Annotated in this window: 24 protein-coding genes; 10 read left to right on the top strand and 14 right to left on the bottom strand. The window is 61.1% G+C overall.

Annotation, left to right across the window (positions count from 1 at the left end; translation table 11 throughout):
* Nucleotides 1-24: 24 nt before the first annotated feature.
* Entirely contained in the window at nucleotides 25-486 is a 462-nt protein-coding gene (locus ACWFVE_RS06025; RefSeq protein ID WP_447528373.1) for a DUF2231 domain-containing protein, read from the top strand.
* A 41-nt stretch (nucleotides 487-527) separates the two neighbouring features.
* On the opposite strand, the gene ACWFVE_RS06020 is transcribed toward ACWFVE_RS06025, so the two are convergent.
* The 8 genes from ACWFVE_RS06020 to ACWFVE_RS05985 form a co-directional block, all read right to left on the bottom strand.
* Nucleotides 528-953: a CopD family protein gene (locus ACWFVE_RS06020; RefSeq protein ID WP_447528372.1), complete on the bottom strand. Its 426-nt coding sequence runs from the start codon at nucleotides 951-953 to the stop codon at nucleotides 528-530.
* 206 nt (nucleotides 954-1,159) lie between these two features.
* Entirely contained in the window at nucleotides 1,160-1,963 is an 804-nt protein-coding gene (locus ACWFVE_RS06015) for a DUF2797 domain-containing protein (RefSeq protein WP_447530504.1), read from the bottom strand.
* 46 nt (nucleotides 1,964-2,009) lie between these two features.
* Complete coding sequence (locus ACWFVE_RS06010) at nucleotides 2,010-2,294, bottom strand: YeaC family protein (protein WP_447528371.1); 285 nt, start codon at nucleotides 2,292-2,294, stop codon at nucleotides 2,010-2,012.
* A gap of 24 nt (nucleotides 2,295-2,318) precedes the next feature.
* Entirely contained in the window at nucleotides 2,319-3,170 is an 852-nt protein-coding gene (locus ACWFVE_RS06005; protein ID WP_447528370.1) for a rhomboid family intramembrane serine protease, read from the bottom strand.
* Nucleotides 3,171-3,393: 223 nt separating this feature from the next.
* Nucleotides 3,394-4,368: a metallophosphoesterase gene (locus ACWFVE_RS06000; RefSeq protein ID WP_447528369.1), complete on the bottom strand. Its 975-nt coding sequence runs from the start codon at nucleotides 4,366-4,368 to the stop codon at nucleotides 3,394-3,396.
* Nucleotides 4,368-5,297, bottom strand: coding sequence for an NAD(+) kinase (locus tag ACWFVE_RS05995; RefSeq protein ID WP_447528368.1), 930 nt, complete (start codon nucleotides 5,295-5,297; stop codon nucleotides 4,368-4,370). Before ACWFVE_RS05995 ends, ACWFVE_RS06000 begins: the two co-directional genes overlap by 1 nt.
* A 70-nt stretch (nucleotides 5,298-5,367) precedes the next feature.
* Nucleotides 5,368-6,255 (bottom strand): DMT family transporter, encoded by an 888-nt coding sequence (locus tag ACWFVE_RS05990; RefSeq protein WP_447528367.1) that lies wholly within the window; start codon nucleotides 6,253-6,255, stop codon nucleotides 5,368-5,370.
* A gap of 78 nt (nucleotides 6,256-6,333) precedes the next feature.
* Nucleotides 6,334-6,918: a YqaE/Pmp3 family membrane protein gene (locus tag ACWFVE_RS05985; protein ID WP_447528366.1), complete on the bottom strand. Its 585-nt coding sequence runs from the start codon at nucleotides 6,916-6,918 to the stop codon at nucleotides 6,334-6,336.
* A 362-nt stretch (nucleotides 6,919-7,280) separates the two neighbouring features.
* Here ACWFVE_RS05985 and ACWFVE_RS05980 point away from each other — a divergent pair, with 362 nt between their 5' ends.
* From ACWFVE_RS05980 to ACWFVE_RS05960, 5 genes are all read left to right on the top strand, one after another.
* Nucleotides 7,281-7,640, top strand: a complete 360-nt coding sequence (locus ACWFVE_RS05980; protein ID WP_447528365.1) for a hypothetical protein — start codon at nucleotides 7,281-7,283, stop codon at nucleotides 7,638-7,640.
* A 33-nt stretch (nucleotides 7,641-7,673) separates the two neighbouring features.
* Complete coding sequence (locus tag ACWFVE_RS05975) at nucleotides 7,674-8,486, top strand: helix-turn-helix domain-containing protein (protein WP_447528364.1); 813 nt, start codon at nucleotides 7,674-7,676, stop codon at nucleotides 8,484-8,486.
* 152 nt (nucleotides 8,487-8,638) lie between these two features.
* Nucleotides 8,639-11,830, top strand: coding sequence for a bifunctional proline dehydrogenase/L-glutamate gamma-semialdehyde dehydrogenase PutA (gene putA / locus ACWFVE_RS05970; RefSeq protein ID WP_447528363.1), 3,192 nt, complete (start codon nucleotides 8,639-8,641; stop codon nucleotides 11,828-11,830).
* A gap of 140 nt (nucleotides 11,831-11,970) precedes the next feature.
* Entirely contained in the window at nucleotides 11,971-13,461 is a 1,491-nt protein-coding gene (putP, locus tag ACWFVE_RS05965; RefSeq protein ID WP_447528362.1) for a sodium/proline symporter PutP, read from the top strand.
* 170 nt (nucleotides 13,462-13,631) lie between these two features.
* Nucleotides 13,632-14,270 (top strand): OmpW/AlkL family protein, encoded by a 639-nt coding sequence (locus ACWFVE_RS05960; protein WP_447528361.1) that lies wholly within the window; start codon nucleotides 13,632-13,634, stop codon nucleotides 14,268-14,270.
* 87 nt (nucleotides 14,271-14,357) lie between these two features.
* Here ACWFVE_RS05960 and ACWFVE_RS05955 read toward each other — a convergent pair whose 3' ends face one another.
* Entirely contained in the window at nucleotides 14,358-14,690 is a 333-nt protein-coding gene (locus ACWFVE_RS05955; RefSeq protein WP_447528360.1) for a YqcC family protein, read from the bottom strand.
* Between the two features lie 267 nt (nucleotides 14,691-14,957).
* Between ACWFVE_RS05955 and ACWFVE_RS05950 the strand changes: the two genes are divergently transcribed.
* The 4 genes from ACWFVE_RS05950 to ACWFVE_RS05935 all read left to right on the top strand — a co-directional run bounded on the left by ACWFVE_RS05950 (nucleotide 14,958) and on the right by ACWFVE_RS05935 (nucleotide 18,023).
* Nucleotides 14,958-15,992: a DUF3549 family protein gene (locus tag ACWFVE_RS05950; protein ID WP_447528359.1), complete on the top strand. Its 1,035-nt coding sequence runs from the start codon at nucleotides 14,958-14,960 to the stop codon at nucleotides 15,990-15,992.
* A 96-nt stretch (nucleotides 15,993-16,088) separates the two neighbouring features.
* Nucleotides 16,089-16,529, top strand: coding sequence for an ATP-dependent zinc protease family protein (locus ACWFVE_RS05945; protein ID WP_447528358.1), 441 nt, complete (start codon nucleotides 16,089-16,091; stop codon nucleotides 16,527-16,529).
* A gap of 36 nt (nucleotides 16,530-16,565) precedes the next feature.
* Nucleotides 16,566-17,474, top strand: a complete 909-nt coding sequence (rimK, locus tag ACWFVE_RS05940) for a 30S ribosomal protein S6--L-glutamate ligase (RefSeq protein WP_447528357.1) — start codon at nucleotides 16,566-16,568, stop codon at nucleotides 17,472-17,474.
* 102 nt (nucleotides 17,475-17,576) lie between these two features.
* Nucleotides 17,577-18,023, top strand: a complete 447-nt coding sequence (locus tag ACWFVE_RS05935; RefSeq protein WP_447528356.1) for a hypothetical protein — start codon at nucleotides 17,577-17,579, stop codon at nucleotides 18,021-18,023.
* Between the two features lie 8 nt (nucleotides 18,024-18,031).
* Here ACWFVE_RS05935 and ACWFVE_RS05930 read toward each other — a convergent pair whose 3' ends face one another.
* The 5 genes from ACWFVE_RS05930 to sufC are packed head-to-tail and all read right to left on the bottom strand — an operon-like array spanning nucleotide 18,032 to nucleotide 22,765.
* Nucleotides 18,032-18,796, bottom strand: a complete 765-nt coding sequence (locus ACWFVE_RS05930) for a SanA/YdcF family protein (protein ID WP_447528355.1) — start codon at nucleotides 18,794-18,796, stop codon at nucleotides 18,032-18,034.
* Between the two features lie 17 nt (nucleotides 18,797-18,813).
* Nucleotides 18,814-19,383, bottom strand: a complete 570-nt coding sequence (gene sufT / locus ACWFVE_RS05925; RefSeq protein ID WP_447528354.1) for a putative Fe-S cluster assembly protein SufT — start codon at nucleotides 19,381-19,383, stop codon at nucleotides 18,814-18,816.
* A 5-nt stretch (nucleotides 19,384-19,388) separates the two neighbouring features.
* A complete protein-coding gene (locus ACWFVE_RS05920; protein WP_447528353.1) occupies nucleotides 19,389-20,651 on the bottom strand; it encodes a SufS family cysteine desulfurase in 1,263 nt (420 codons plus the stop codon).
* 27 nt (nucleotides 20,652-20,678) lie between these two features.
* Nucleotides 20,679-22,019 carry a Fe-S cluster assembly protein SufD gene (gene sufD, locus ACWFVE_RS05915; protein ID WP_447528352.1) on the bottom strand — a complete coding sequence of 447 codons (1,341 nt, stop codon included), beginning with the start codon at nucleotides 22,017-22,019 and terminating at the stop codon, nucleotides 20,679-20,681.
* Nucleotides 22,016-22,765: a Fe-S cluster assembly ATPase SufC gene (gene sufC / locus ACWFVE_RS05910; RefSeq protein WP_447528351.1), complete on the bottom strand. Its 750-nt coding sequence runs from the start codon at nucleotides 22,763-22,765 to the stop codon at nucleotides 22,016-22,018. The genes sufD and sufC overlap by 4 nt, the downstream gene beginning before the upstream one ends.
* Nucleotides 22,766-22,819: the final 54 nt, after the last annotated feature.

The following is a 22,819-nucleotide window of genomic DNA, read 5'->3' as shown; positions in this document are numbered from 1 at the left end:
TTTGTCTGCCCACAGGAAGTGTCCATGGCATCCACCCCTCAACGTTCGATAAGAAGCCGCGCCTCGTTAGCCGGGCATCCGCTCCATCCTGTCATGATCCATTTTCCGGTGGCGGCCTTGATGGCGCTGGTCGCCAATGATCTGGCTTACTGGTATACCGGCGATCCTTTCTGGGCGCGCACCGGCCTTTGGCTTGCCGGTGTGGGTGCTTTCGGCGGCTGGATCGCCTCGATTGCCGGTATTATCGACCTCGTGTCGGTAGCGCGTATCCGCCGCCTGATTACCGGCTGGAGCCACGCCATCGTCGCGGTCGTGATGCTGTCGCTGGCCTCTCTGAACTGGCTTTTGCGCCTCAACTCCCCGGAAGCCATTCTGCCCTGGGGGCTCGCGGTATCGCTGGTCACCGGCGGTTTGATTGCGCTTGCCGGCTGGCTCGGCGGGCAACTCGTTTACGAACACGCCGTGGGCGTCGATGTCGAAGAGTAAACCACGGTGCGGCCCTGAATGCAGGCCGCCGCGCAGAAAGGCTAGCCCCACGCCAGGGGCTTGGCCAGCACGAACCCCAGTACGCCCAAAATCCCCAGCACGCTGAGCAAAAGCCCCGCTAGTGTGGCCATTTTAACGCCGCTGTAAACGCCCATCTCCAGGCGCAGAATCAGCCAGCCAAAGGCGCCGTGGGCGGCGACCATCATGACCACCGCGCCCAGCTTCAAGATCAGCCAGCCGCCCATCAAACCGTGCACTAAAAACAGCAGCGTCCCCGAGCCGATCGCCAAAAGCGCCGCGGGGGTGGCAACGGTGTTATAGAAAAAGCGCGGCATCGGCGGCGTGCCCTGGGCGAACCCGGCATCTTTACGCAGCACCAGTGCCTGGTTGAGAAGCGCCGGAAGATACAAAAGCGAGCCGCACCAAATGACCAGGGCAGCGATGTGTAAGAGTTTTAACCAGGGCATCACGGCGTCCTTGCAATGCAAAAAAGCGCTTTTGAATACAAAAGCACGCAAACGTTGGAAATGAACCGGGTCCCTCAAAAGGGCCAAGCCAGCAAAGCGCTTCACCCTGACGGTGACGTCGCTACCAGCGTTCACGCACCCGCCTCTCAAGGGCCGGTCGGGCACGTGAAGACTCCCCTTACCTTAGCCAACTCCTGGCGAGCTGGCTAGCCTGGCCAGTCAACGCTGACGCGGTAACCCGTGAATTTGCGTAAATTAATTACGCCGGTGTCGAGTATCAGGTACTGGCCTTTGACGCCGTGAAGCACGCCTTCGACCACCGGGGTCTTGTCGAGGTTGTGCGAGGCGATTTTTTGCGGGAAAACGTCGACCGGGTAGTGAATATCCAGCGGGGTTTCGTCGAGGGCCTTGATCGCCTCTTCGCCATGTTCCGCGCGTAGCGCGGCCAAGCCCTCTTCGACGGCTTCGAAAAGCCGGTCGCGCTCATGCAAAAGATCGAGCTCGGCGACCTCGCCCTTGAGCATGGCGCGCCAGTTGGTGCGATCCGACACGTGCTCCTTGAAAAGCACTTCCACCAGACCGGACTGCTGGCGGGTGGCGACTTCCAGAATGGGCAACGCCTGAATCGCCCCCTGGTCGATCCAGCGGGTCGGCATGTTGGTCTTGCGGGTGATCCCCACCTTGAGCCCGGAGGAGTTGGCCAGATACACGATATGCGGGGTGAAGCAGTGCGCCTCGCCCCACTCGGGCTCGCGGCAGGTGCCTTGGAAGTAGTGGCAGGTCTCCGGCTTCATGATGCAGGTATCGCACTGCGCCAGACGCTTGAAGCAGGGATAGCAGTAGCCCTGGGCGAAGCTCTTGTTGGTTTTGCGCCCGCAGTGGGTGCAGTCGATTTGGCCCTGCCAGGTGAGGCGCAGGTGTCTGCCGATATACGCGTTGAGCGCTAGATGCTGGCCGCCGGCGCGCAGCTGATATTCCACGCGGTGTTCCGGCGACAGCGTGGCGGCCATTTTGACGAGATTGCCGCCCATACCAGGTACTTCAGTGGCCAGCAGATCAGTCACTCGAAGCGTCCCGGCCAAGGCCCGCCATATCCGGTGAAACGCCGGCGCCGGTCGCCCCGGCCCCGCAAGTGCGCCGCTCCAGATAGCCTACGCGATTTTCTTCCGGCACGTTGTTTTCGATCTCAAAGCGAATCACCGCTTCCAGGCAGAGCTCGGTCTGCTCGGCGGTTAGAAAGCGCCCGTCCGGCCATTTACGCAGCGCCACCGCCTGCTTCAGGCTTTCGTAAATGCTCGGGGTCATCTGACCGATCATGCGCTCAAAGCTCATATCACTCATAAAGGGCTCCAGTCGTAGTAAACGTTAACGCATCGATTTGGGGCGTTTGGCGCAATAGTACCAGCCTGTTGCCAGCCCCACGAGTAGCCCGCCCAAGTGCGCTTCATTGGCCACGTTGCCAAAGCCCAAATAGCCGGCAAACGAGGTCATGGTGAACACCATCCAGCCGAGCATGAACACGACCAGCATGTGGGGCACGAAAAAACCGCTTTGCGGGCGTTTGCGCGAGAGTAGCCAGACGTGGCCCAGCAGCGCGTACACCACGCCGGACATGCCGCCAAAAAGCGCCGTGCCGGTGGCGTACTGGGCCAGGTTCGAGCCGACACCCGCCACTAAAAGCAGCGCCAGCATGGTTTTACTGCCCTGTAAAAGCTCGACCTGGCGGCCGAAGTACCATACCCACATCAAGTTGAAAATCAGATGCATCAAACTGAAGTGCAAAAACACCGGGGTCAAAAGCCGCCACAACTGGCCGGTGGCCAACGTCTCGCCAAGCCCCGAGGCCACCAGGGCGTTATTGACCACGCCCACGGGCACGATGGTGAGCCCGGCCAGCACCCCATCACCCAAGGTGTTCATCAGTAAAAACACCAGCAGGCTTAGCCCGATGATGAGGGCGGTAACGGGCAGCCGACGCAAAAGGTTCAAGCCCTGGATTGCCTGGCCACTTTGGGGGCGCGGCCCCACCACCAGGGGTTCGCCCTGCTGCCAGCGGCGCACAAGCGCGGTCAGCTCATCTTTTTGGCGGGGGTCGGCCACCCAAAGCGCCAGGCCGTCGGCCTCTTCGGTGAACCGGTGGCCAATGCGGTAGTGCCAAAGCGCTTTGCGCAGCTCGCTGGTATCGGTGTCAGCGGGTAACAGCATAACAGGGTGCATAACACCTCCCTCGGGGTGAAACGGTCGATTGGGGCTGTCTGCTCTGCGCGGTGCCTTTTATACAGGCATAAAAAAACCGGCGGAGGGGGCCGCCGGCTTAAAGCAAGGGATCATTCAAGGGAACACTTACTCTGATAGCCGGCAGCGGGGTTAGTTCAGCAATTTTTTCAAAAAAAGATGTTTCTCTATGTATCCATGAATAACGTGAATTAAAAACCGGCGCCTAACGCATTAAAACGGGGTGGTTCTCTTCGCGGTCGACATCCACCCATACGAAGCGGTCGGCGCTTAGTTCCCGCTCGCCATCGAACCGATAGGCCACCAACCGCCCGTACTTTACGGCGCTGTAGTCCAGGCAGGCGATATTGCGCGCCGGCAGCGCCGGAATGCCCTCGCACCAGTAGTGGCCGATAAACAGCACCGGCTCGTCCGGGCCGTAGTAGCTCAGCCCCGCGTGCTCTTGCTCGCTGAGCGGGCGAGTCTCCAGGTGGTCCGGCAGGTTGTCCGGCTGGAACACGACGTCGCCCCACTGTTGGGGGTCGGCTGCCCAGAAGTGGGCGCGAAAATTCTTGCGCGTGAAGCCGTCGCCGGAGTGAATGGCGACCCCCTCGGGCAGGGAAATATTCGGCCCGCGGGTCAGCCGGTCGACGATCTGAAACGCCTCGGTGGAGGGGTCCGCGGACTCCTCGAGCATTCGATCATCCAGGCAGGCGTTGGGCGAGCGCGCCTTGAGTGCCTCGATCAACGGCGCATCCCAGCAGGCGTGAACCACGCGAAAGCTGTCCATTTCCAGAAACAGCGGCAGGGTCTTGAACCAGGCGAGCGTATCTTCCCATTCATTGGTATGGTCGCGGTATTGCTCCAGGGTGTCGGCGATGATGCGGTTGTGGCGCGGCGAGTGCTCTCTGAGCCAGCGCCGGCCGCTGCCTTCCGGCGCCGGTTGAGTGTAGGCCAAGGCGTGATGTTCGTGATTGCCCATCACGATGTACGCCTGGCCCTCGTCGACCATGCGCCGCGCGATCTGCACGGCCAGGCGGATGCGCGGGCCCCGGTCGATCAGGTCGCCCAGAAAGATCACCTTGCGCGTGGGGTGGCAATAAACACCCTCCCGCTTTTTATAGCCAAGCTTTTCGAGCAGCGCGGCCAGCGTAGCGCCGCAGCCGTGTACGTCGCCGATCAAATCAAAACCGTTACTCATCAATCCCCCAGCCGGTGGCTCCAGCCCAGCTTGCTGCGCAGAATATCGTAGTAGTTGTGCCCTAGCGGATGAACCAGCTGGACGCGAGCAGGCTTACGGGTAATCACTAACACGTCGCCGGCCTTGGCCACCGCGCGGGTCTGGCCGTCGCAGCTGACGTGCGGGTAGGAGTGGTTGGTTTCGCCGATATGGATACGGATTTCACTGGCCGCGTCGATCACGATCGGCCGGCTGGAAAGCGTATGGGGAAACATGGGCACCAGGGTGATGACATCGAGCTTGGGATGCATGATGGGCCCACCCCCGGAGAGCGCGTAGGCGGTCGAGCCGGTGGGTGTGGCGACGATCAAGCCATCGCTTCGTTGGCTATAGACGAACTGGCCATCGACGAAAAGCTCGAACTCGATCATGCGCACCGCTTTACCCGGGTGCACCACCACCTCGTTGAGCGCATCGCCGTGCCCTACCGCCACGCCGTCGCGATAAAGCACGGCGTCGAGTAAAAAGCGCGGTTCGACCTCGAACTCCCCGGCCAGCACTTCCCCCACTCGGGTCTCGAGTTCATCCGGCGAGATATCGGTCAAAAACCCCAGCCGCCCGCGGTTGACGCCCAGGATAAGCGTGCCGCTTTGGCAAAGCGTGCGCGCCGCGCCAAGAAGACTGCCGTCGCCGCCCACCACGATCACCAGATCGCAAAGCTCGCCGAGCATTCGACGGCTGGTTTCGGGCTGGCCATGATAGGGGATCATGGTCGCGGTGCGGTCTTCGACCAGCACATGATAGTCGTGGCCAGTCAGGTACTCGACTAGCCGGGTGAGCGAGTCGATGACCTTGTCGCTACCCAGACGACCGATCAAGCCGATCGTTTTGAACGGCCGGTCACTCGCGGTGCTGGGCGTGGCGGACGTAGAGGGTGGCGTGGCGGGCATGGGCGGCTCTCACTGTTGTCAGTCGCCTATTATGAAGCTCCCCTTGCACGCGGGCAAATCCGCCCGCCCCTTAACGGCGTAGCAAAGGCCAGGAAACGTTGCGCTCACGGCGCTTGAGCCACCACTGGTTAAGCCACAGCGAAGCCAGAATTATCGACCCACCGAGCGCCAGGCGACCAAGGTCCGCGTCCCGGTTCCAAATCACCACGTTGACCAAGAGCCCCGCGGGCACCAGCACGTTGTTCATTACCGCCAGGGTTCCCGCATCGACCTGGGTGGCGCCCTGGTTCCAGGCGAAGTAGCCCCCCCCCGAGGAGAGCAGTCCAAGCAGGGCCAGCACCGCCCACTGTGTGGACGTGGTGGGCAGCGCCTGGGTATCGCCCATCAGCAAAAACGCGGGCAGCGCGATGATCAGCGCGCCGACGAAGAACCAGCCGAACACGTTGTGCCAAGCCAAATCCTCGGCGTAACCCGCGGCCAGCCGACGATACCCCACCTGACCGATGGCGAAGCAGAGATTCGCCCCCTGCACGACCAAAAAGCCGAGCCAGAAACCGCTGTTCACGCCGTCGAAACGGATCACCGCCGCGCCGATTACCGCAAGTACCGCGGTGACCAGATAGATCGGGGTAAAGCGCTTGAACATCAGATCGTCGAGCAGCGCAATGTAAGCCGGCGTGAAAATGGTGAACAGCACCACCTCCGGCACCGACAGCACCAGATAGGCGTGGTATACGAAAAGGTACATGATACCGAGTTGAACCGCCCCCAGCGCCATGAGCGCGGCGATATCGCGCTTTTTCAACAAACCCGGGCGTAAAAACGGCAAAAACACTAAAAGCGCGAGCGTAATGCGCACCAGCACCGCGAAGTAGTTATCCACTTGCCCCGCGATATAAACGCCGATCAGCGAAAACGAAAACGCCCAGAGCGCGGTAACCCCCACCAAATAACCCATGGTCAACCTCTTCGACTTTAAAAGTTGACTGGATTATACGAAGATCCTCGCGAAGGTAAACCTTTAACTAAAACAAGGTTAACGGCGAAGCACCCACACGAGTGCGTAAAGGGCGCCAGGCACCCAACCCAGAAGCGTCAGCACCAGCGCGATGAACACTCGCTTGCCCCCTGCCCCGGTCAATCCAACGCCCAGCGGCGGCAACAACACCGCCAGCGCCGCGTAAGCCGCCTTGAGCGCGGCGGGCTCGCCCGCTTGGGGGGTGACCGCCAGGTTGTTGGGCTTTTGCGGCTGCTCCGGCGCGGGTTTTGCAGCGGGTTGGGGCGTATCGGGGGTGAAATGCTCGACCGGTGCCGGTTGAGAAGCGGCGTCGGGGCCAAACTGTTCGACGGGGTCGTTTTGCTCCTGCGCCTCGCGGCGCTCGCGCTCGAGTGCTTTGCGATGCGCCTCTTTATCGATTTTCTGCTCGAGAGTACCGGCGTCGTCAGCCAGCTCATCGTGGTAGCGCTCCCAGTCTTCCCAGTCGTGGGGCGTGCCGGATTTTGGCCGTGCGTCGCCGGAACCCCGGGCACGAGCCCAGGCTTTTTCTTCGAGCGTATTGGGCCGGTCGGGCTCGCGCTCCACGCCAACGCCTTTACGGTTCAAGTATTCGCGGGCATCCATAAACGCCTCCTCGAGTTTAAACGCCCAGGTTTACCCTGAACGCTTAAACGCTATAGTGGTACGTGAGACCCTTTATCATGCGGGCACTGACCCAAGAGTCAAACCAGGCCGCGCGTTCAGTGCAGCCTGGTAGAAATATCAGTAGTATAGGCAAGCCAAAAAAAACCGCTGCCAGAAGGCAGCGGAAACAAGGGATCGAAAAAGAAGCCAGTGCAACACTTCTAGCGACTGCTATCGCGTGTTGCCTGTACATTCTCTGACACTAATTTGGCAAAAAGTTCTCAATCGAACGACGTTTTCGCTATTTTTTCTGCTTGCAGGCAGGTAATAGCCAAACGCAAAGAGCGGGCAAGGAGCACAACATGGCGCTGTATTTACTGGTGCTTGGTGTTTGTCTACTGGTGATCGGCTCGGTGCTGGTCATTTTGATGACGACGAGCACACCGCGCTATCGCACCGAGCCCAAACACCTGCTGGCCCTTTTTGACAAGGCGCTCGAAAGCAAGGTCAGCGAGACCGAGTGGAACGCCATGATCGGCTACCCGATTCGTCACGACGAGTACCTGGACGGCGTACGCCGCCGGGCGTCACAGCTGATGGATCAATACGGGCGTCGCTGGCAAATCGCCCAGGGCAAGCCGCTACTCAACCAGGCCGGCCAGCAAGAGCTAAAAGCGCTGCGCGACCATTTGGCTGCGCACACTGCGCTTCGCCAGCAGTAAGGCGTTCAAAGCGCCTTTTAAGAGGAGCCGCCCATGCTGAGCACCATCCGCCAGATTCCTCTGGAGAGCGCGGTCAAGCATCACGCCCATGACTTCCATCAAATCGTGATTACGCTGTGCGGTGCCTCGGACTTTGAGATCGAAGGGCTGGGAGGCCGGGTCAACGCATTCTCCGGCTGTATCGTCCCGGCTAACCACGAGCACTACTATTCCGGCCACGGCTACAACCGCCAGCTCATTTTCGATCTACCGGAGAACGCCCCGGCGTTGACCGGCGAGCATCGTGAGTTGATCGCGCTTTTCGATGCGCCGCGCTTTTTCGCCCTCGATGGCTCGCTGCGCCACTACCTGAGCTTCGTCGAGAGCGAGCTGCGCCTGGGCTTCGAGCACGGCGGCGCCGACCATCAGCCCGACCGGCTGGCCGCCACCCTGCTGGGCGCCTTGAAAGCACGGCTCTCCTCGCCTCTGCCCTCGCCCAAGCGCCAGCTCGACCTGGAACCCATCGACCGCTATATCGCCATCCGCCTGGCCGATGAGCTGCGCGTTGCGGATCTCGCCCGCTTGGCCTGCCTTAGCGAGGCGCACTTCTCCGCGCGCTTTCGCGCCCAGACCGGGCTTTCCCCCTGGCAGTACGTGCGGCGTAAGCGGCTAAGCGCGGCGCGCGAGCTAATCACACAAAGCCGTCTGCCGCTAACCGATATCGCCGTGCAAACCGGCTTTGCCAACCAAAGCGCGCTCTCTCACGCCTTCCGGCGCCGCTACGGGCAATCACCCCGCGCGTTCAGGCAGGTGCGTGAAAACGCGCTGGGGTTCGAGGCGGGCCCGGGCGAGCTCGCCTTTAAGTAACGTTTGGAAAGTGACAAAAAGCCGCGCTTACCGCGAAATTGACACGTTTTACCGCGATACCGACATACACCCATTCGTTAGGCGCTCTACATTCGAGCGCTATCAGGCACGCGCCGTGCCATCTTTCGTTCTATTGGAACACGGGGGCCACAATGCTCAACGTCAAAAAAATGCGCGACTCCAACGTCTGGCAAACCGATCTCGATACGCTTTTGAAAACCGTCAGCGACCACTATATCGTCGATGAAGACACTTACGTGGCTGAACTGATCAAGGTGCTCGAAGCCGGGCGCGAAGACTTCGACCGCATTGGCGAAAAGACCGCCGAGCTTGTGCGCGACGTGCGCAAGATGGATACCGCCGTCGATACCATCGACGAGCTTTTGCAGCAGTACAGCCTGGACACCCACGAAGGCCTGATGCTGATGTGCCTGGCCGAGGCGATGCTGCGCATCCCCGATAAAGCGACCGCGGACGCGCTGATCGAAGACAAACTGGGCCCGGCGGACTGGCAGTCCCACGTCGGCAAAAGCGAATCCTGGATGGTCAACGCCTCCACCTGGGGCCTTTTGATGACCGGCCGGGTGCTCAAGCTCGACGAGCCGCGCGAAGGCCAGCCCGCGAACTTCATCAACCGCATGGTCAACCGGATGGGCGAGCCGGTGATTCGCCGCGCCATGTTCGAGGCGATGAAGATCATGGGCAAGCAGTTCGTGTTGGGGCGGGATATCGACGAGGCGCTCAAGCGTTCGAAGCCGCTTTTCAACAAGGGCTACACCTACTCCTACGACATGCTGGGCGAGGCGGCGCGCACCCGCGACGACGCCAAGCGTTATTTCGACGACTACGCCAAAGCCATCGAGCAGGTCGGCAAGACGTCGCAGCGTTTGAACGAGCGCACACCCAAGCCGTCGGTCTCGATCAAGCTTTCCGCCCTTCACCCCCGCTACGAATTCGGCCGCCGCGAGCAGGTGCTCGCCGAGCTCGTCGATAGCGTCATCGCGCTTGTCACGCGGGCCCGGGAGCTGGACGTCGCGGTGACCATCGATGCCGAAGAGGTCGACCGTCTCGAGCTTTCACTCGAGGTTTTCCGCGCCGTATTCGAGAGCAGCGCCGCCAAGGGCTGGGACCACTTCGGGCTGGTGGTCCAGGCCTACTCCAAGCGCGCGCTGCCGGTGCTTTACTACATCAACCGGCTGGCCGAGCAGCAGGGCGACGAAATTCCGCTTCGCCTGGTCAAAGGCGCTTATTGGGACAGCGAAATCAAGGAGTCGCAGCAGCTCGGCGTGGATGGCTACCCGGTGTATACCCGCAAGGCGTGTACCGACGTGGCGTATCTGGCCTGCGCGCAGTTCCTGCTTTCCGAGGATACCCGCGGGCGCATTTTCCCGCAGTTCGCCACCCATAACGCCCACACCGTGACCGCTATCGTCGAGCAGGCCAATGAAGGCGCCCGGGCGTTCGAATTCCAGCGCCTGCACGGCATGGGCGAGGCGCTTTACGAAGCCGCCTTGAAGCGTGCCCCAGAAGGCACCTACTGTCGTATCTACGCCCCGGTCGGCGCCCACAAGGACCTGCTCCCCTACCTGGTGCGCCGTTTGCTGGAAAACGGCGCCAACTCCTCTTTCGTTCACCAGCTGGTCGACCCGGAAATCCCGGTGGAGTGGCTCTGCCAACACCCGCTTGAGACGCTCAAGCAGTACGACACCCTGGCCAATACGCGCATTCCCGCCCCGCGGGACATTTACGGGCCCAAGCGCCAGAACTCCCGCGGGGTGAACCTGAACATCCGCAGCCACTTCGAGCCGCTGATGGAGAACATGGCCGCCTTCATGGAGACCCAGTACCCGGTCAAGCCGCTGCTGGCCTTCGATATCGAAGACGACGCGGCCAATACGCACAAAGTCGTCGCGCCGTTCGATCACAACCTGAGCGTGGGCACTGTACAGTGGACCACTAGCGAGCAGGCCACAAAAGCGCTCGACGCCGCCTGGGCGGCCTTCCCCCGCTGGGATGACACGCCGGTGGCCGAGCGAGCCGCGATTCTGCGCCGCCTGGCGGATCTGTTGGAAGAGCACATGCCGGAGCTCATGACGCTTTGTTGCCGTGAAGGCGGCAAGCTTCTGACCGACGGCGTCGACGAGATCAAGGAAGCGGTGGACTTCTGTCGCTACTACGCGATGCGTGCCGAAGAGTCGTTTGGCGATGTGATCGAACTGCCCGGGCCGACCGGCGAATCCAACCGTTTGACCATGGGCGGCAAGGGCGTATTCGCCGCTATCAGCCCCTGGAACTTCCCGGTGGCGATCTTCTGCGGCCAGATCGTCGCGACGGCGGTTGCGGGCAACACGGTATTGGCCAAGCCCGCCGAACAGACCTCGATTATCGCCCACCGCGTGATCGAGCTGCTTTATGAAGCCGGCATGCCTCGCGATGTGGTCCAACTGCTGCCCGGCGACGGCCCTACCGTGGGCAGCGTGCTGACCTCGGACCCGCGCGTGACCGGCGTGGTGTTTACCGGCGGCACGGACACCGCGCAGTCGATCAACCGCTCTCTGGCCGCGCGGGAAAACGCCCCGCTGCCGACCCTGATTGCCGAAACCGGCGGGCTGAACGCGATGATCGTGGACTCCACCGCCCTGCCCGAGCAGGTCGTGGTCGATGTGATCCAGTCGGCCTTTCAAAGCGCCGGCCAGCGCTGTTCGGCGCTCAGAGTGCTCTACCTGCAAGACGATGTCGCCGACCGAGTGATCGAGATTCTCAAGGGCGCAATGAGCGAGCTAAGGATAGGCGACCCACGGGAGCTGGGCACCGATGTGGGCCCGGTGATCGATGACGATGCGCGTAGTGGCCTAATGACGCATATCCAGACGCTCAAAGACGAAAATCGCCTGGTCGCCGAGACGCCCATGGCCGCCGAGTACACGCAACACGGCACCTTCGTGGCGCCGGTCGCCTTCGTCATCGACAGCATCGATGCGCTTACCCGCGAGCAGTTCGGCCCAGTGCTACATATCGTGCGCTACAAGGCCCGCGACATCGACAAGGTGATCGAGACGATCAACGCGCGGGGCTACGGGCTCACCTTTGGCGTGCACAGCCGTAACGAATCCTTCGCCACGGACATCGCGAAGAAAATTCGGGTGGGCAATGTGTACATCAATCGTAATATCATTGGCGCCGTGGTCGGCGTACAGCCCTTTGGCGGGCAGGGTTTTTCCGGTACCGGGCCCAAGGCAGGTGGCCCGCACTACCTGCAGCGCTTCGTGACGGAAAAAACCGTGACCAACAACACGGCGGCACTGGGCGGCAACGCCTCGCTGCTCGCCCTGGGCGACGAATAAGTACCCGGCTTCTTCGAACGACGGGCTCGAAACCCTGGCGCTCGCCCCCTTTCGGGGGGTGACGTCAACTTACATCAACGTATTGCTAACAATAACGAGCAGTGTCGGAGCCTTCCGATTGGATCAACAGGGGAAATTCTATGGATACTGGCGTTTGGATCAGTCTTTTCGCGTACTTTGCGCTGATGGTCGGCATAGGGGTCTATGCCATGCGCACTTCAACCTCCACCTCGGAGGATTACGTACTGGGCGGGCGAACCTTGAGCCCCAAGGTGGCCGCCCTTTCCGCCGGCGCCTCGGACATGAGCGGCTGGCTGCTGTTGGGCCTGCCCGGGGCCATGTTCGTGTCCGGGCTGGCGTCGGCCTGGATCGGTATCGGCCTTCTAGTGGGGGCCTTTTTCAACTGGCTGCTGGTTGCCCCGCGCCTGCGTGAGCAGACGGTGCATTACGGCAACGCCATTACCATTCCGGCCTTTCTGGCCAACCGCTTTCCCACCCGGGCATTGTCGCTAAGAACCGTGTCGGCCATCGTCATCGTGATCTTCTTTGCGGTGTACACGGCGTCCGGCCTGGTCGCGGGCGGGCGGCTTTTCGAAAGCGCTTTCGCCGGGGTCATCGATCTTGGCGGGTTCAGCGACTACGGCACCGGCATCATCATCACCCTCGGCGTGGTGCTGGTCTATACCGTGGTCGGCGGCTTTTTGGCGGTCAGCCTGACCGACTTCGTTCAGGGTTGCATCATGATGCTGGCACTGATCATCATGCCGGCGGTGGTACTTTTCGGCGAAGGCGGCGGCGGCTTCAGCCAGGCCTCGCAAACGCTGAACGAGGTGGACCCCACCCTGCTCTCCTGGACCGACGGGCTGACCTTCATCGGCTGGCTTTCGGCGGTGACCTGGGGGCTTGGCTACTTCGGTCAGCCGCACATCATCGTACGCTTCATGGCGATTCGCAGCCTCAAGGATGTGCCCATCGCGCGCAATATCGGCATGAGCTGGATGCTGGTCTCCATGATCGGGGCCGTTTCACTGGGTATTTTCGGCCGCGCCTTTGCGATCCGTAATGGCCTGGACGTCGAAAACCCCGAGACGATCTTCATCATCCTCTCGGAGCTTTTGTTCCACCCGCTGATTACCGGCTTCTTGTACGCCGCGCTGCTGGCGGCGGTGATGAGTACCATCTCGAGCCAATTGCTGGTCGCCTCATCATCGCTGACCGAGGACTTCTACCGGCTGTTTTTGCGCAAACAAGCAAGCGAGAAAGAGACCGTCACCGTGGGCCGTATAAGCGTGGCGCTGGTAGGAACCGTGGCCGCCATCATCGCCTCCAATCCGGAATCCCAGGTGCTGGGGCTCGTCAGTAACGCCTGGGCCGGTTTCGGTGCGGCGTTCGGCCCGTTGATTTTGCTTTCGCTGATGTGGTCGCGCACCAACGGCGCCGGTGCCATTGCCGGCATGGTGGTCGGTGCGCTCACCGTCATGCTCTGGATCAGCCTGGGCTTTAACGGCGAATTTTTGGGTGGCCCCGGCATTTACGAGATCATTCCCGGCTTCATTGCCTCGTTCATCGCCATCATGGTGGTGAGCAGCATGACCGCGGATGCCGGTGAATACCGTCACATCGACCGGTAAACGTTGACTGATAGCTCCAAGGCCACCTTCGGGTGGCCTTTTTTATGCGCGTTTTCAATACTCTTGCGCTGAGTCAAAAACCCGCCCGTGCCAACGCGATACGCTCTGCTAACGGTTTCAAGGTTACTTTCTCAAAGCCGAGCGTCACGTTATCCACAAGGAGCAGCGCCATGGGTCGTCTCACTTTTACTACTCTCGTCACCGCTGGCCTCGCGGCGGCTACTTTCGCCGCCAGCGGTCAAGCTTTCGCTTATGGCGAGGGTGACTTCTTCACCCGCGCCGGTATCGCCAAAGTATCGCCCAAAAGCGGCAACGGCACGCTGGACACCGCGCTTGGCGATCTCAAGGTCGATGTCGAAGACAAGTCAGACTTCGCCTTCACCCTGGGGTATCGCTTTCACGACAAGTTTGGCGTGGAGCTACTCGCCGCGCTGCCCTTCAAGCATGATATCCGCTTGAACGGCGACAACATCGCCTCTACCAAACATCTGCCACCGACGCTGACGCTTCAGTACTACCCGCTGGGTGGCACGGAGTCACCGGTTCAGCCCTACGTAGGCGCCGGCGTCAACTACACCCGCTTCTCCAGCGAGCAGGTCGATATCGACGGCGTTAGCCTGGACCTGGACAACACCTGGGGCGCAGCGGGTCAGGCAGGCATCGACCTGCTGGTCGACGATCACTGGTCGCTGAACGCCGCGGTCTGGTATCTGGATATCGACAGCGACGCAACCGTGGCCGGCAGTTCCGCGGGCAGCGTCGAGATCGACCCGGTGGTGGTCATGGCCGGTATTGGCTACCGTTTCTAAACCGCCGCTTGGTGCATATAACATGTATGCATAAAAAGGCCCGGTGCTCTTGCGAGCCCGGGCCTTTTACGTGCCGAACCTTCAAGGTCAGCCTTCGGTGACCAGTTTATCCACACGTTCGACGGCTCGAACCACCAGCAACTGATCGCTGGCGCGGGTTTTTTCCTGCTGCAAATAAGCGGCGACCGCCGGGGCAACCTCGCACTTGGCAGGCATCGACGCCTTGGCATCGATCATCGTATCGAGCTTTGGAATAAACACGAAGCGCAGCCACTGGGCCAGCGACATGGTATCGACGCAAAAAGGCTGTTGGCTTTCAAAGGCCTTCGCATCGGGGGTGGGCATACGCCAAAGCTCGGCCGCTTTCATCGCGGCTTCGAGCTCACGCAGCGCCTGGTGTAGCGATTGATGAACGCTCATAAGCTCCTGGGGAGTCGGTGCATGGATAACGCATTATCCCTTTTATGGGAACAACTTGCCATGACCCGAGCGCCTGCGCCGCACCAATCGAGTTACTCACAGATTCACAGAAAACCTGCAAGAGACTGTGGATAAACTATGGAAAGGTGACGCAGAGCCACCCCCCATGGGCCTCTGACAATGTTGCTTAATTTTTAACCGGTAAACTCGGGCTGACACTGCGCGTCGGTCGAGGTAGAGTGCAGGCCTGCACAAGGGAAGGAATTAATGCAAGCACTCCATACTCTCGACGAGTTCTTTGAGCGAAGCGGTGCCGACGTATCGTTTTACCATATGGGCCGACGCGTAGCGCCCTGCGCCAGGCAAACATTGGCGAGCTTCGAACGCGGCGAAACGCCCTGGCCGGAGCCCTGGCAAGGTCAGGCGCGCATTGGCGTCGTGTTTCGCATTGGCGATATGGTCGAGCCCGCGATCTGGTTTTTGGCGCTACCTCTCGACGAGCAAGGCTTGCTCTCTCCCGCCTCTCGCGATGGCTTTTTGAACCGGTTGGTGGAAACGCTGGGGCGTAACGTGAGCACCCTCGGCCAAAAGGACCCGAGCGGCGAGCATTTCATGAAGGATAACCCGCTCGCATTCACCCCGAGCCTGCCCTTTCAGGCGGTGCTCAACGCCCGAGCGCGCTGGGCACTGGGGCTTGCCGCGAGTCAGCACCTGGAGCCCGTAGAAGCCTACTTAAGCGGTCAACAAACAATTGATTGGCAAGCGTTAGGTCTACAGGGCATTGCCGACTACACTGTGCGAAGCGACAGCGAATCCCACCACCTTCTGGCACGGGCCATCAGCGAGCAGCGCCTGGAAGACGAAGTCATTCGCGCGCTGTGTCTTTGTCTTGAGCACTGCGCGCCCGACGACGCACTGGTCAAGGCGCTGGCCGCTAAAGGTGAGCTGGCGGCCAACGCAGGGGACGTCGAAACCCTGTGCGCCTGCGTGCGAGCCGTGGGCGGTAGCGAAAACCAGGCCGCGGGCGACTGGTACAAGGCGCTGCTCGATGATAGTGCCGCCTGCGGGCCGGATTTACTGGCCGCCATCGCCGGGCGCGGTTGGGCATGGCTTGAAGACGCCGAGCGCTTGCCGCTCTTTCTAGAGCGCCTGGCCGAGCACCCAAATACTAATTTTACCGCTGCGGTGCGCGATATCGCGCTGATCCCAAGGCTAAGGCTTTTGGTCGTGATGACGCTGCGCGACGCCCCGGCAGACAGCGCCATTCAATCTCGGCTGGCGAATATCACGTCTCGCCACTAACGTTAAGAACAGACAAAGATTTTCGTATAGATACCGAGGCGTTGGCTCAACGCCCGGCTTGAATCGCTGCCCTCGGGCGCGTGTTAAGGAGCAGCCGTGAAGGAACTACCCTATCAGGCCAAAGCCGTCATCGGGCGTCGAGAAATGGTGACGCTTCCTGAGCTTGGGCTTCATCTTTGCTGTAAAGCCGATACCGGCGCGCGCACCTCGGCGCTTCATGCCGAAGAGATCGCCACCGAAGAGGACGCCGAAGGCCAGCTCTGGATCAGCTTCATTACCCATAGCGGTGGCCCCAATACCCCGGGGCACCGCTATAAGCTTCACCTGCACGACCGGCGGCGCGTGACCAGCTCCAACGGGCACAGCGAATGGCGCTACGTGATTCGCACCCCCGTTTTGCTTGGCGATCTCGACTTTCCCGTCGAGCTCACGCTGACCGACCGAAGCAATATGCGCCACCCCATGCTGCTGGGCCGTCGGGCCATGCGGCGCCTGCTGGTCGCCCCAGGCGCTGCCTTTTTGCACGGCGAACCCTGAACCTGCAAACGTACCTATCCTGATCCGGAGTACCCTATGCATATTGCTCTGCTTTCGCGTAATCGCAATCTCTACTCGACCCGCCGCCTGGTCGAAGCCGCCGAAGCACGCGGCCACTCCGCCCGCGTCGTCGACACGCTGCGCTGCTACATGAGCATCGCCGCCCACCACCCGTCGATTCACTACAAGGGTGCCGAGATCGAACGCTTCGACGCGGTCATTCCGCGTATCGGTGCATCGGTCACCTTCTACGGGTGTGCGGTCCTGCGCCAGTTCGAGATGATGGGCACCTACGTGATCAACGACTCGGTGGCGATCACCCGCTCCCGGGACAAGCTGCGCTCGCTGCAGCTGCTCTCGCGCAAGGGGTTGGGCCTGCCGATCACCGGCTTCGCCCACTCGCCGGACGACATCCCCGATTTGATCACCATGGTCAAAGGCGCGCCGCTGGTGATCAAACTGCTCGAGGGCACTCAAGGCATCGGCGTGGTACTGGCCGAGACCAACCAGGCCGCGGAGTCGGTGATTCAGGCCTTCATGGGCATGAAAGCCAATATCATGGTTCAGGAGTACATCAAAGAGGCCAAGGGCGCGGATATCCGCTGCCTGGTCATCGGCGATAAGGTCGTGGCCACCATGAAGCGCCAAGCCGCGGAAGGCGAGTTTCGCTCCAATCTGCACCGGGGCGGTACGGCCAGCGTCATTCGTATCACCCCGGAAGAGCGCTCGACGGCGATTCGCGCCGCCAAGGCGATGGGCCTTCAAGTGGCGGGCGTAGACCTTTTGCGCGCCAACCACGGCCCGGTGATCATGGAAGTCAACTCGTCGCCTGGGTTACAGGGGATCGAAACCGCCACGGGCAAGGACATTGCCGGCATGATCATCGAGCACATCGAGAAAAACGCGACGCCGCCGCGCAAAGCGCCCCCCAAGCCTAAAGGCTAGAGCTCAAGGCCTTGGGCCGAGCGCTAAAAATAATCCGTTTGAGGGGTGGCAAAACCCGGCCGCCCCCGCCACAATTTGCGTCACCGAAGGAGGTAGACGCTCATGTTTCTTGATAATCGCCAGGTGGCGATGGACAGCGTGCTCGAAGCGCTGGCCGACAGTATTGACTATTTCCAGGATAACCTTGAGCGCCTGCGCCCCTCGCTGCGCGACGCTTTGAAGCCCTACTACGCCGCCCGACTCAAGCAGATGCGTTCTTTGCAGTCTTTAGCGCGTAGCCAACTTAAAATGCTCCCTCGGGACGCCGACGTCGAGCGCGACGATTTCCTGTGGCTCTGGAGCCGCTTGAAAAGCTTTGTGGGCAACGACAGCCAGGTACTGATCAACGAGCTTCTGGAGCAGGAGCGCGTGCTGATGCAGGCCCTCTCGACGCTGTTTACTCATCCGCTGCCCGAAGCAATCGAACCGGTGATCGATGAGGCCATGAAGGCGTGCCGTCAGCTGATCCGCGAACTCTACAACCTGCAAAAACAGCGCGCCAAGCGCTAGCGCCACCGTTATTCACTGCCCTCGCCATGTGGCGACGGCGAGACCGGCATCAGCTCGGCGGGTAGATGGTAAATAAGCGGTAAGACGGAATTTGAGGTAGGCACATTCCGTTGGGTCTCGATCGGCTCGGTCGGCCCGAGAAAATAGGGCTCGCGCCCCCAGAGATAGAGATCCCCAAGCGTTGCCACGCGCGCCGCCACTTCACGCAGGTGCAAGCGCCACTCGCCCGCCGCCGGCTGCTGCTCGGCCACGCAACCGGTTACGTCCATCCCCAAAGAGCGGCCGATATAAATGGCGCGCGGAAGATGCCAGCTCTGGGTCACCAGCAGCGCCTGGTCGAGTTCGAACACATCGCGGGCACGCACCAGGGTGTCGTAGGTACTGAATCCAGCAAAGTCCAGCGTCATGCGGGGAGAGGCTACGCCGCGGCGGTGCAGTTCGCGCCACATGGCGCGGGGCTCGTTATACGCCTGGGTGCGGTTATCACCGGAGAGCAGCAGATGGTTCACCGTCGCCCGCTCGATTAGCTCGGCGGAGGTCCGCATGCGCGCGTGGAAGTGCGGGTTTCGCAGCCCGCTGCGGGTCCAGTGGGAGGTGCCGAATACGATGGCGACCTCATCGGGCCGGCACTGCTCCAAAGGCCGGTCGATAAAGCGGGCGGTGCTTGCCAGCACCCAAACGTTACCGGCTAAAAACACCAATGCCGCCAGCAGCGCAAAGGCCGCCAGCGACACCAACACCCATCGAATCGCCCGAATCAAAATACTAAACATCCAGCGCCTCGGCCGGGTTAGAACATGCCGAGCTCAAGCTTGGCCTCGTCACTCATCATGTCCCGACTCCAGGGCGGGCTAAACACGATTTCCGTATGTACCTTGCTGATCTGCGGCGCGCCAAGAATCTTGTTGCGCGCGTCGGCGGCGATCACATCGCCCATACCGCAGCCAGGTGCGGTCAATGTCATGCGGATCGTCACCATGCGCTCGCCGCTGATCAGCTGGTCGATCCGGCAGCCGTACACCAGGCCCAAATCGACGATGTTGACCGGGATTTCCGGATCAAAACAGGTCCTGAGCTGCTCCCACACGAAGGCCTCGATATCCGCTTCGCTGGCGGACTCGGGAAGTGTTGGCGTGGGTAGCGCCTCGAGCCCCAGCGCGTCCAGGTGACGCCCCTCGATTAGATAAAGGCGCCCCTCGAAGCCCACGCTGACGGTACTGCCCTTGGCCTGCATGATGCTGACCACGCTGTCCTCGGCCAACGTTTCTGTGCTACCAAACGGAATCGCGATCGCCTCGACGTCGCGCTGAAGCGGCAGTTGCTGGCCGCGGGTGAGACTTGCCACCTGCTCAATATCCATAAACGCTATCTCACCATTCCAATGACCCGTTTAAGCGCGGCGACGAAAATGTCGATCTCTTCCAGCGTATTATACGCGGCAAACGACGCACGACACGTGGCTTCGACACCAAAATGGTGTAAAAGCGGCTGGGCGCAGTGGTGGCCGGTACGAATGGCCACACCCAACTGGTCGATCAAAAGCCCGATATCCTGGGAGTGGGCGCCGTCGACCACGAAGGACAATACCCCGGCCTTGTGCGGCGCGGTACCGATGATCCTGAGCCCGTCGATCTCGCTAACGCCTTGGGTGGCGTGATCCAAAAGCGTGGCTTCCCACTGGCCGATCTTGCTCACACCGACGCCTTCGACCCACTCGAGCGCCTGCCCCATGGCGATGACCTCGGCAATCGCCGGGGTGCCCGCCTCGAACTTGTGCGGGGTCTCGGCAAACACAGTACCCGCGTCGAAGGAGACGGTCTTGATCATCTCGCCGCCCCCCTGCCAGGGCGGCATGGCATCCAATAGCGCCTTCTTGCCGTAAAGCGCGCCGGCGCCGGTGGGCCCGTACACTTTATGGCCGGAGAACGCGTAGAAATCCACGTCCAGATCCTGAACATCGATCTTTTGGTGGGGAGCTGCCTGGGCGCCATCGACCAGGATCAAGGCGCCATGATGGTGGGCCAGGCGAGCCAGCTCCTTCACCGGGTTGATGGTACCCAAGGCGTTGGAGACGTGATTCACCGCAACCAGCTTGGTGCGCTCACTCAAAAGCGCCTGGTAGGCGTCCATGTCGAGCGCCCCATCCGCGTCTACCGGAATCACCTTCAGGGTAAAACCCCGCTCGGCGGCCAGCATCTGCCAAGGCACGATGTTGGAGTGGTGCTCCAGCATCGAGATCAACACTTCGTCACCCTCGGCGAGGTTTTGGCGACCCCAGCTCTGCGCCACCAGGTTGATCGCCTCGGTGGTGCCTCGAGTGAAGATGATTTGGCGCGTGTCTTCGGCGTTCAAAAACGCCTTGACCCTGGCGCGGGTGCCCTCGAAGGCCGCGGTCGCTTCATCGGCCAGCGTATGCAGGCCACGGTGAATGTTGGCATTGAACCGCGAATAGTAATCGTCGAACACGTCGATCACCCGTTGAGGCGTCTGGCTCGTCGCGGCGTTATCCAGATACACCAGGGGCTTGCCGTGAACTTCCCGGTGCAGTACCGGGAACTGTTCGCGCAGCGCCTTCACATCAAAAAGCGCATCAAACGCCGAGCGCGTCTCAATCGCGGTGTCGAACATGGCTCGCTCCTCTCACTGGTTAAACGCTTATTCGTTAAGCGCGGCGGCAATTTCAACCAGACCCGCCAGGTTGAAGCGCTCGGGTAGCTTGCCGGCCACGGCCAGTTCGACCCGCTCGGCAATCGCATCGAGGGTGACCTGCTCGAGCACTTCGCCGGCGAAGGCCAGCGTCAAAAGCCCACGCGCAGTGGCTTCGTCGATACCCCGGGTACGCAGCGCGTAGACCGCCTCTTCGTCGAGCTGACCGGTGGTCGTGCCGTGGGAGCACTTGACGTCATCGGCGTAAATTTCGAGTTCGGGCTTGGCGTCGATGTGCGCACGATCCGAGAGCAGCAGGTTCTGGTTGCTCTGAAAGCCTTCGATCTTCTGGCTGTCGCGCTTGACGTAAACCCGGCCGTTGAACACGCCGTGGGCGCGGTCGCCAAGGATGCCCTTGTAGTTCTCGTTGGAGAACGTCAGCGGCGCGTTGTGGTTCACCTTGGTGTGGTTGTCCACGTGCTGGCGACCCTGACCGAAGAACAGCCCGTAAAGGTTGGTATAGGCGTTTTCGCCGTTGAGATCAGCGATGATGTCGTTACGCGCCAGCGCCCCACCCAAGTTCAGATTATACGAGGTGTAGACGCTGTCGCGGCTCTGCTCGACGTGAATGCTGGCGACGTGGAAATCCCCCAGCGGCGCTTCCTGAAGCTTGTAGTGGTTCAGGATGGCGCCGCGGTCGAGCATCAGCTCGGCGACCACGTTGGTGAAGTTGGTGGCATCCGCCTCGCCGGCGTAATGCTCGATGACGGTCGCTTCACTACGCCCACCGGCCTCGATCAGAATGCGCGGGTGGCTCATTACCGCCTCGCCCTCACGGGAGAGAAACTGCAGGATGATCGGCTTTTCCACCACGGTGTTAGGGGCGATGCGCACCACCGCGCCCTCTTCCATAAAGGCGGTGTTGAGCGCGGCAAAGGCGGAAAAGTCGACGCTGGTCAACCGACCCAGGGGGCCGCCGACCGCTTCGTGATTCTCTTCGAGCGCTTTGGAGAGCGTGAGTACCTGCACGCCTTCCGGTAGCGAATCGACGTCAGAAAGTGCTTTGGAAAAAACACCGTCGACGAAGCTCAACCGATACGCCTCGATTGGTAGTGTCAGCGCCGCCGCTTGGGCCTGGGAGAACTCGGCGCTGTCCGCCAAAGCAAAGTTGGACTGGGCGATGGCGCGCACGTCGGTGTATTTCCACTCTTCGTCACGGCGAGTGGGAAAGCCCACCGCCTCGAAGCGCGCGGCACCCGCCTGGCGGCGCGCGGCGATCCAGCTCGGCTCGCCGCTGTAGTGCGTGCTGCGCGTTTTCAGGGTGTCCAAAAACGTTTGGGTGTCGCTCATGCCACGGACTCCTCGATACCTTCGTACCCGTTCGCCTCTAGTGCTTTGGCAAGTTCGGCGTCGCCGGTTTTAACGATGCGGCCATCGACCAGTACGTGCACTTTATCCGGCACGATGTAGTCGAGCAGGCGCTGGTAGTGAGTCACCAGCAAAATGGCGCGCTCCTGGGCGCGCAGGCTGTTCACGCCGTCGGCCACGACCTTCATGGCGTCGATATCGAGCCCCGAGTCGATTTCGTCGAGCATGGCAAGCTTGGGCTGCAGCACGAGCATCTGCAGGATCTCGTTGCGCTTTTTCTCGCCGCCGGAAAAGCCTTCGTTGACCGCGCGCTGCAAAAAGCTTGCGTCCATTTTCATGAAACCAAGCTTCTCTTTGATCAGCTTCATGAATTCCGGGGCCGGCATTTCGCCTTCACCGCGGGCCGCACGCTGGGCGTTGAGCGCGGATTTCAAAAGGTAGATGTTCTTCACCCCCGGAATCTCGACCGGGTACTGAAAACCGAGCAGCAGGCCCGCCTGAGCGCGCTCTTCGATCTCCATCTCGAGCACGTCCTTGCCTTCGAACGTGATACTGCCCTGGGTGACTTCGTAGCCATCCTTGCCCGCGATGACAGCAGAAAGGGTCGATTTGCCCGCGCCGTTGGGGCCCATGATGGCGTGGACTTCGCCGGCGTTGATGGTCAGCGTCAGGCCCTTGAGGATTTCGTTGCCTTCGACGGTGACGTGTAAATCGTTAACTTCCAACATAGTATTAGCCCTTCAAAATCTTGCGGGTCGCCGCGGCGACGCTTGACAGTAAAT

The sequence above is a fragment of the Vreelandella mediterranea genome, assembly GCF_970647075.1.
This window is presented reverse-complemented; position numbering and strand designations above follow the sequence as displayed.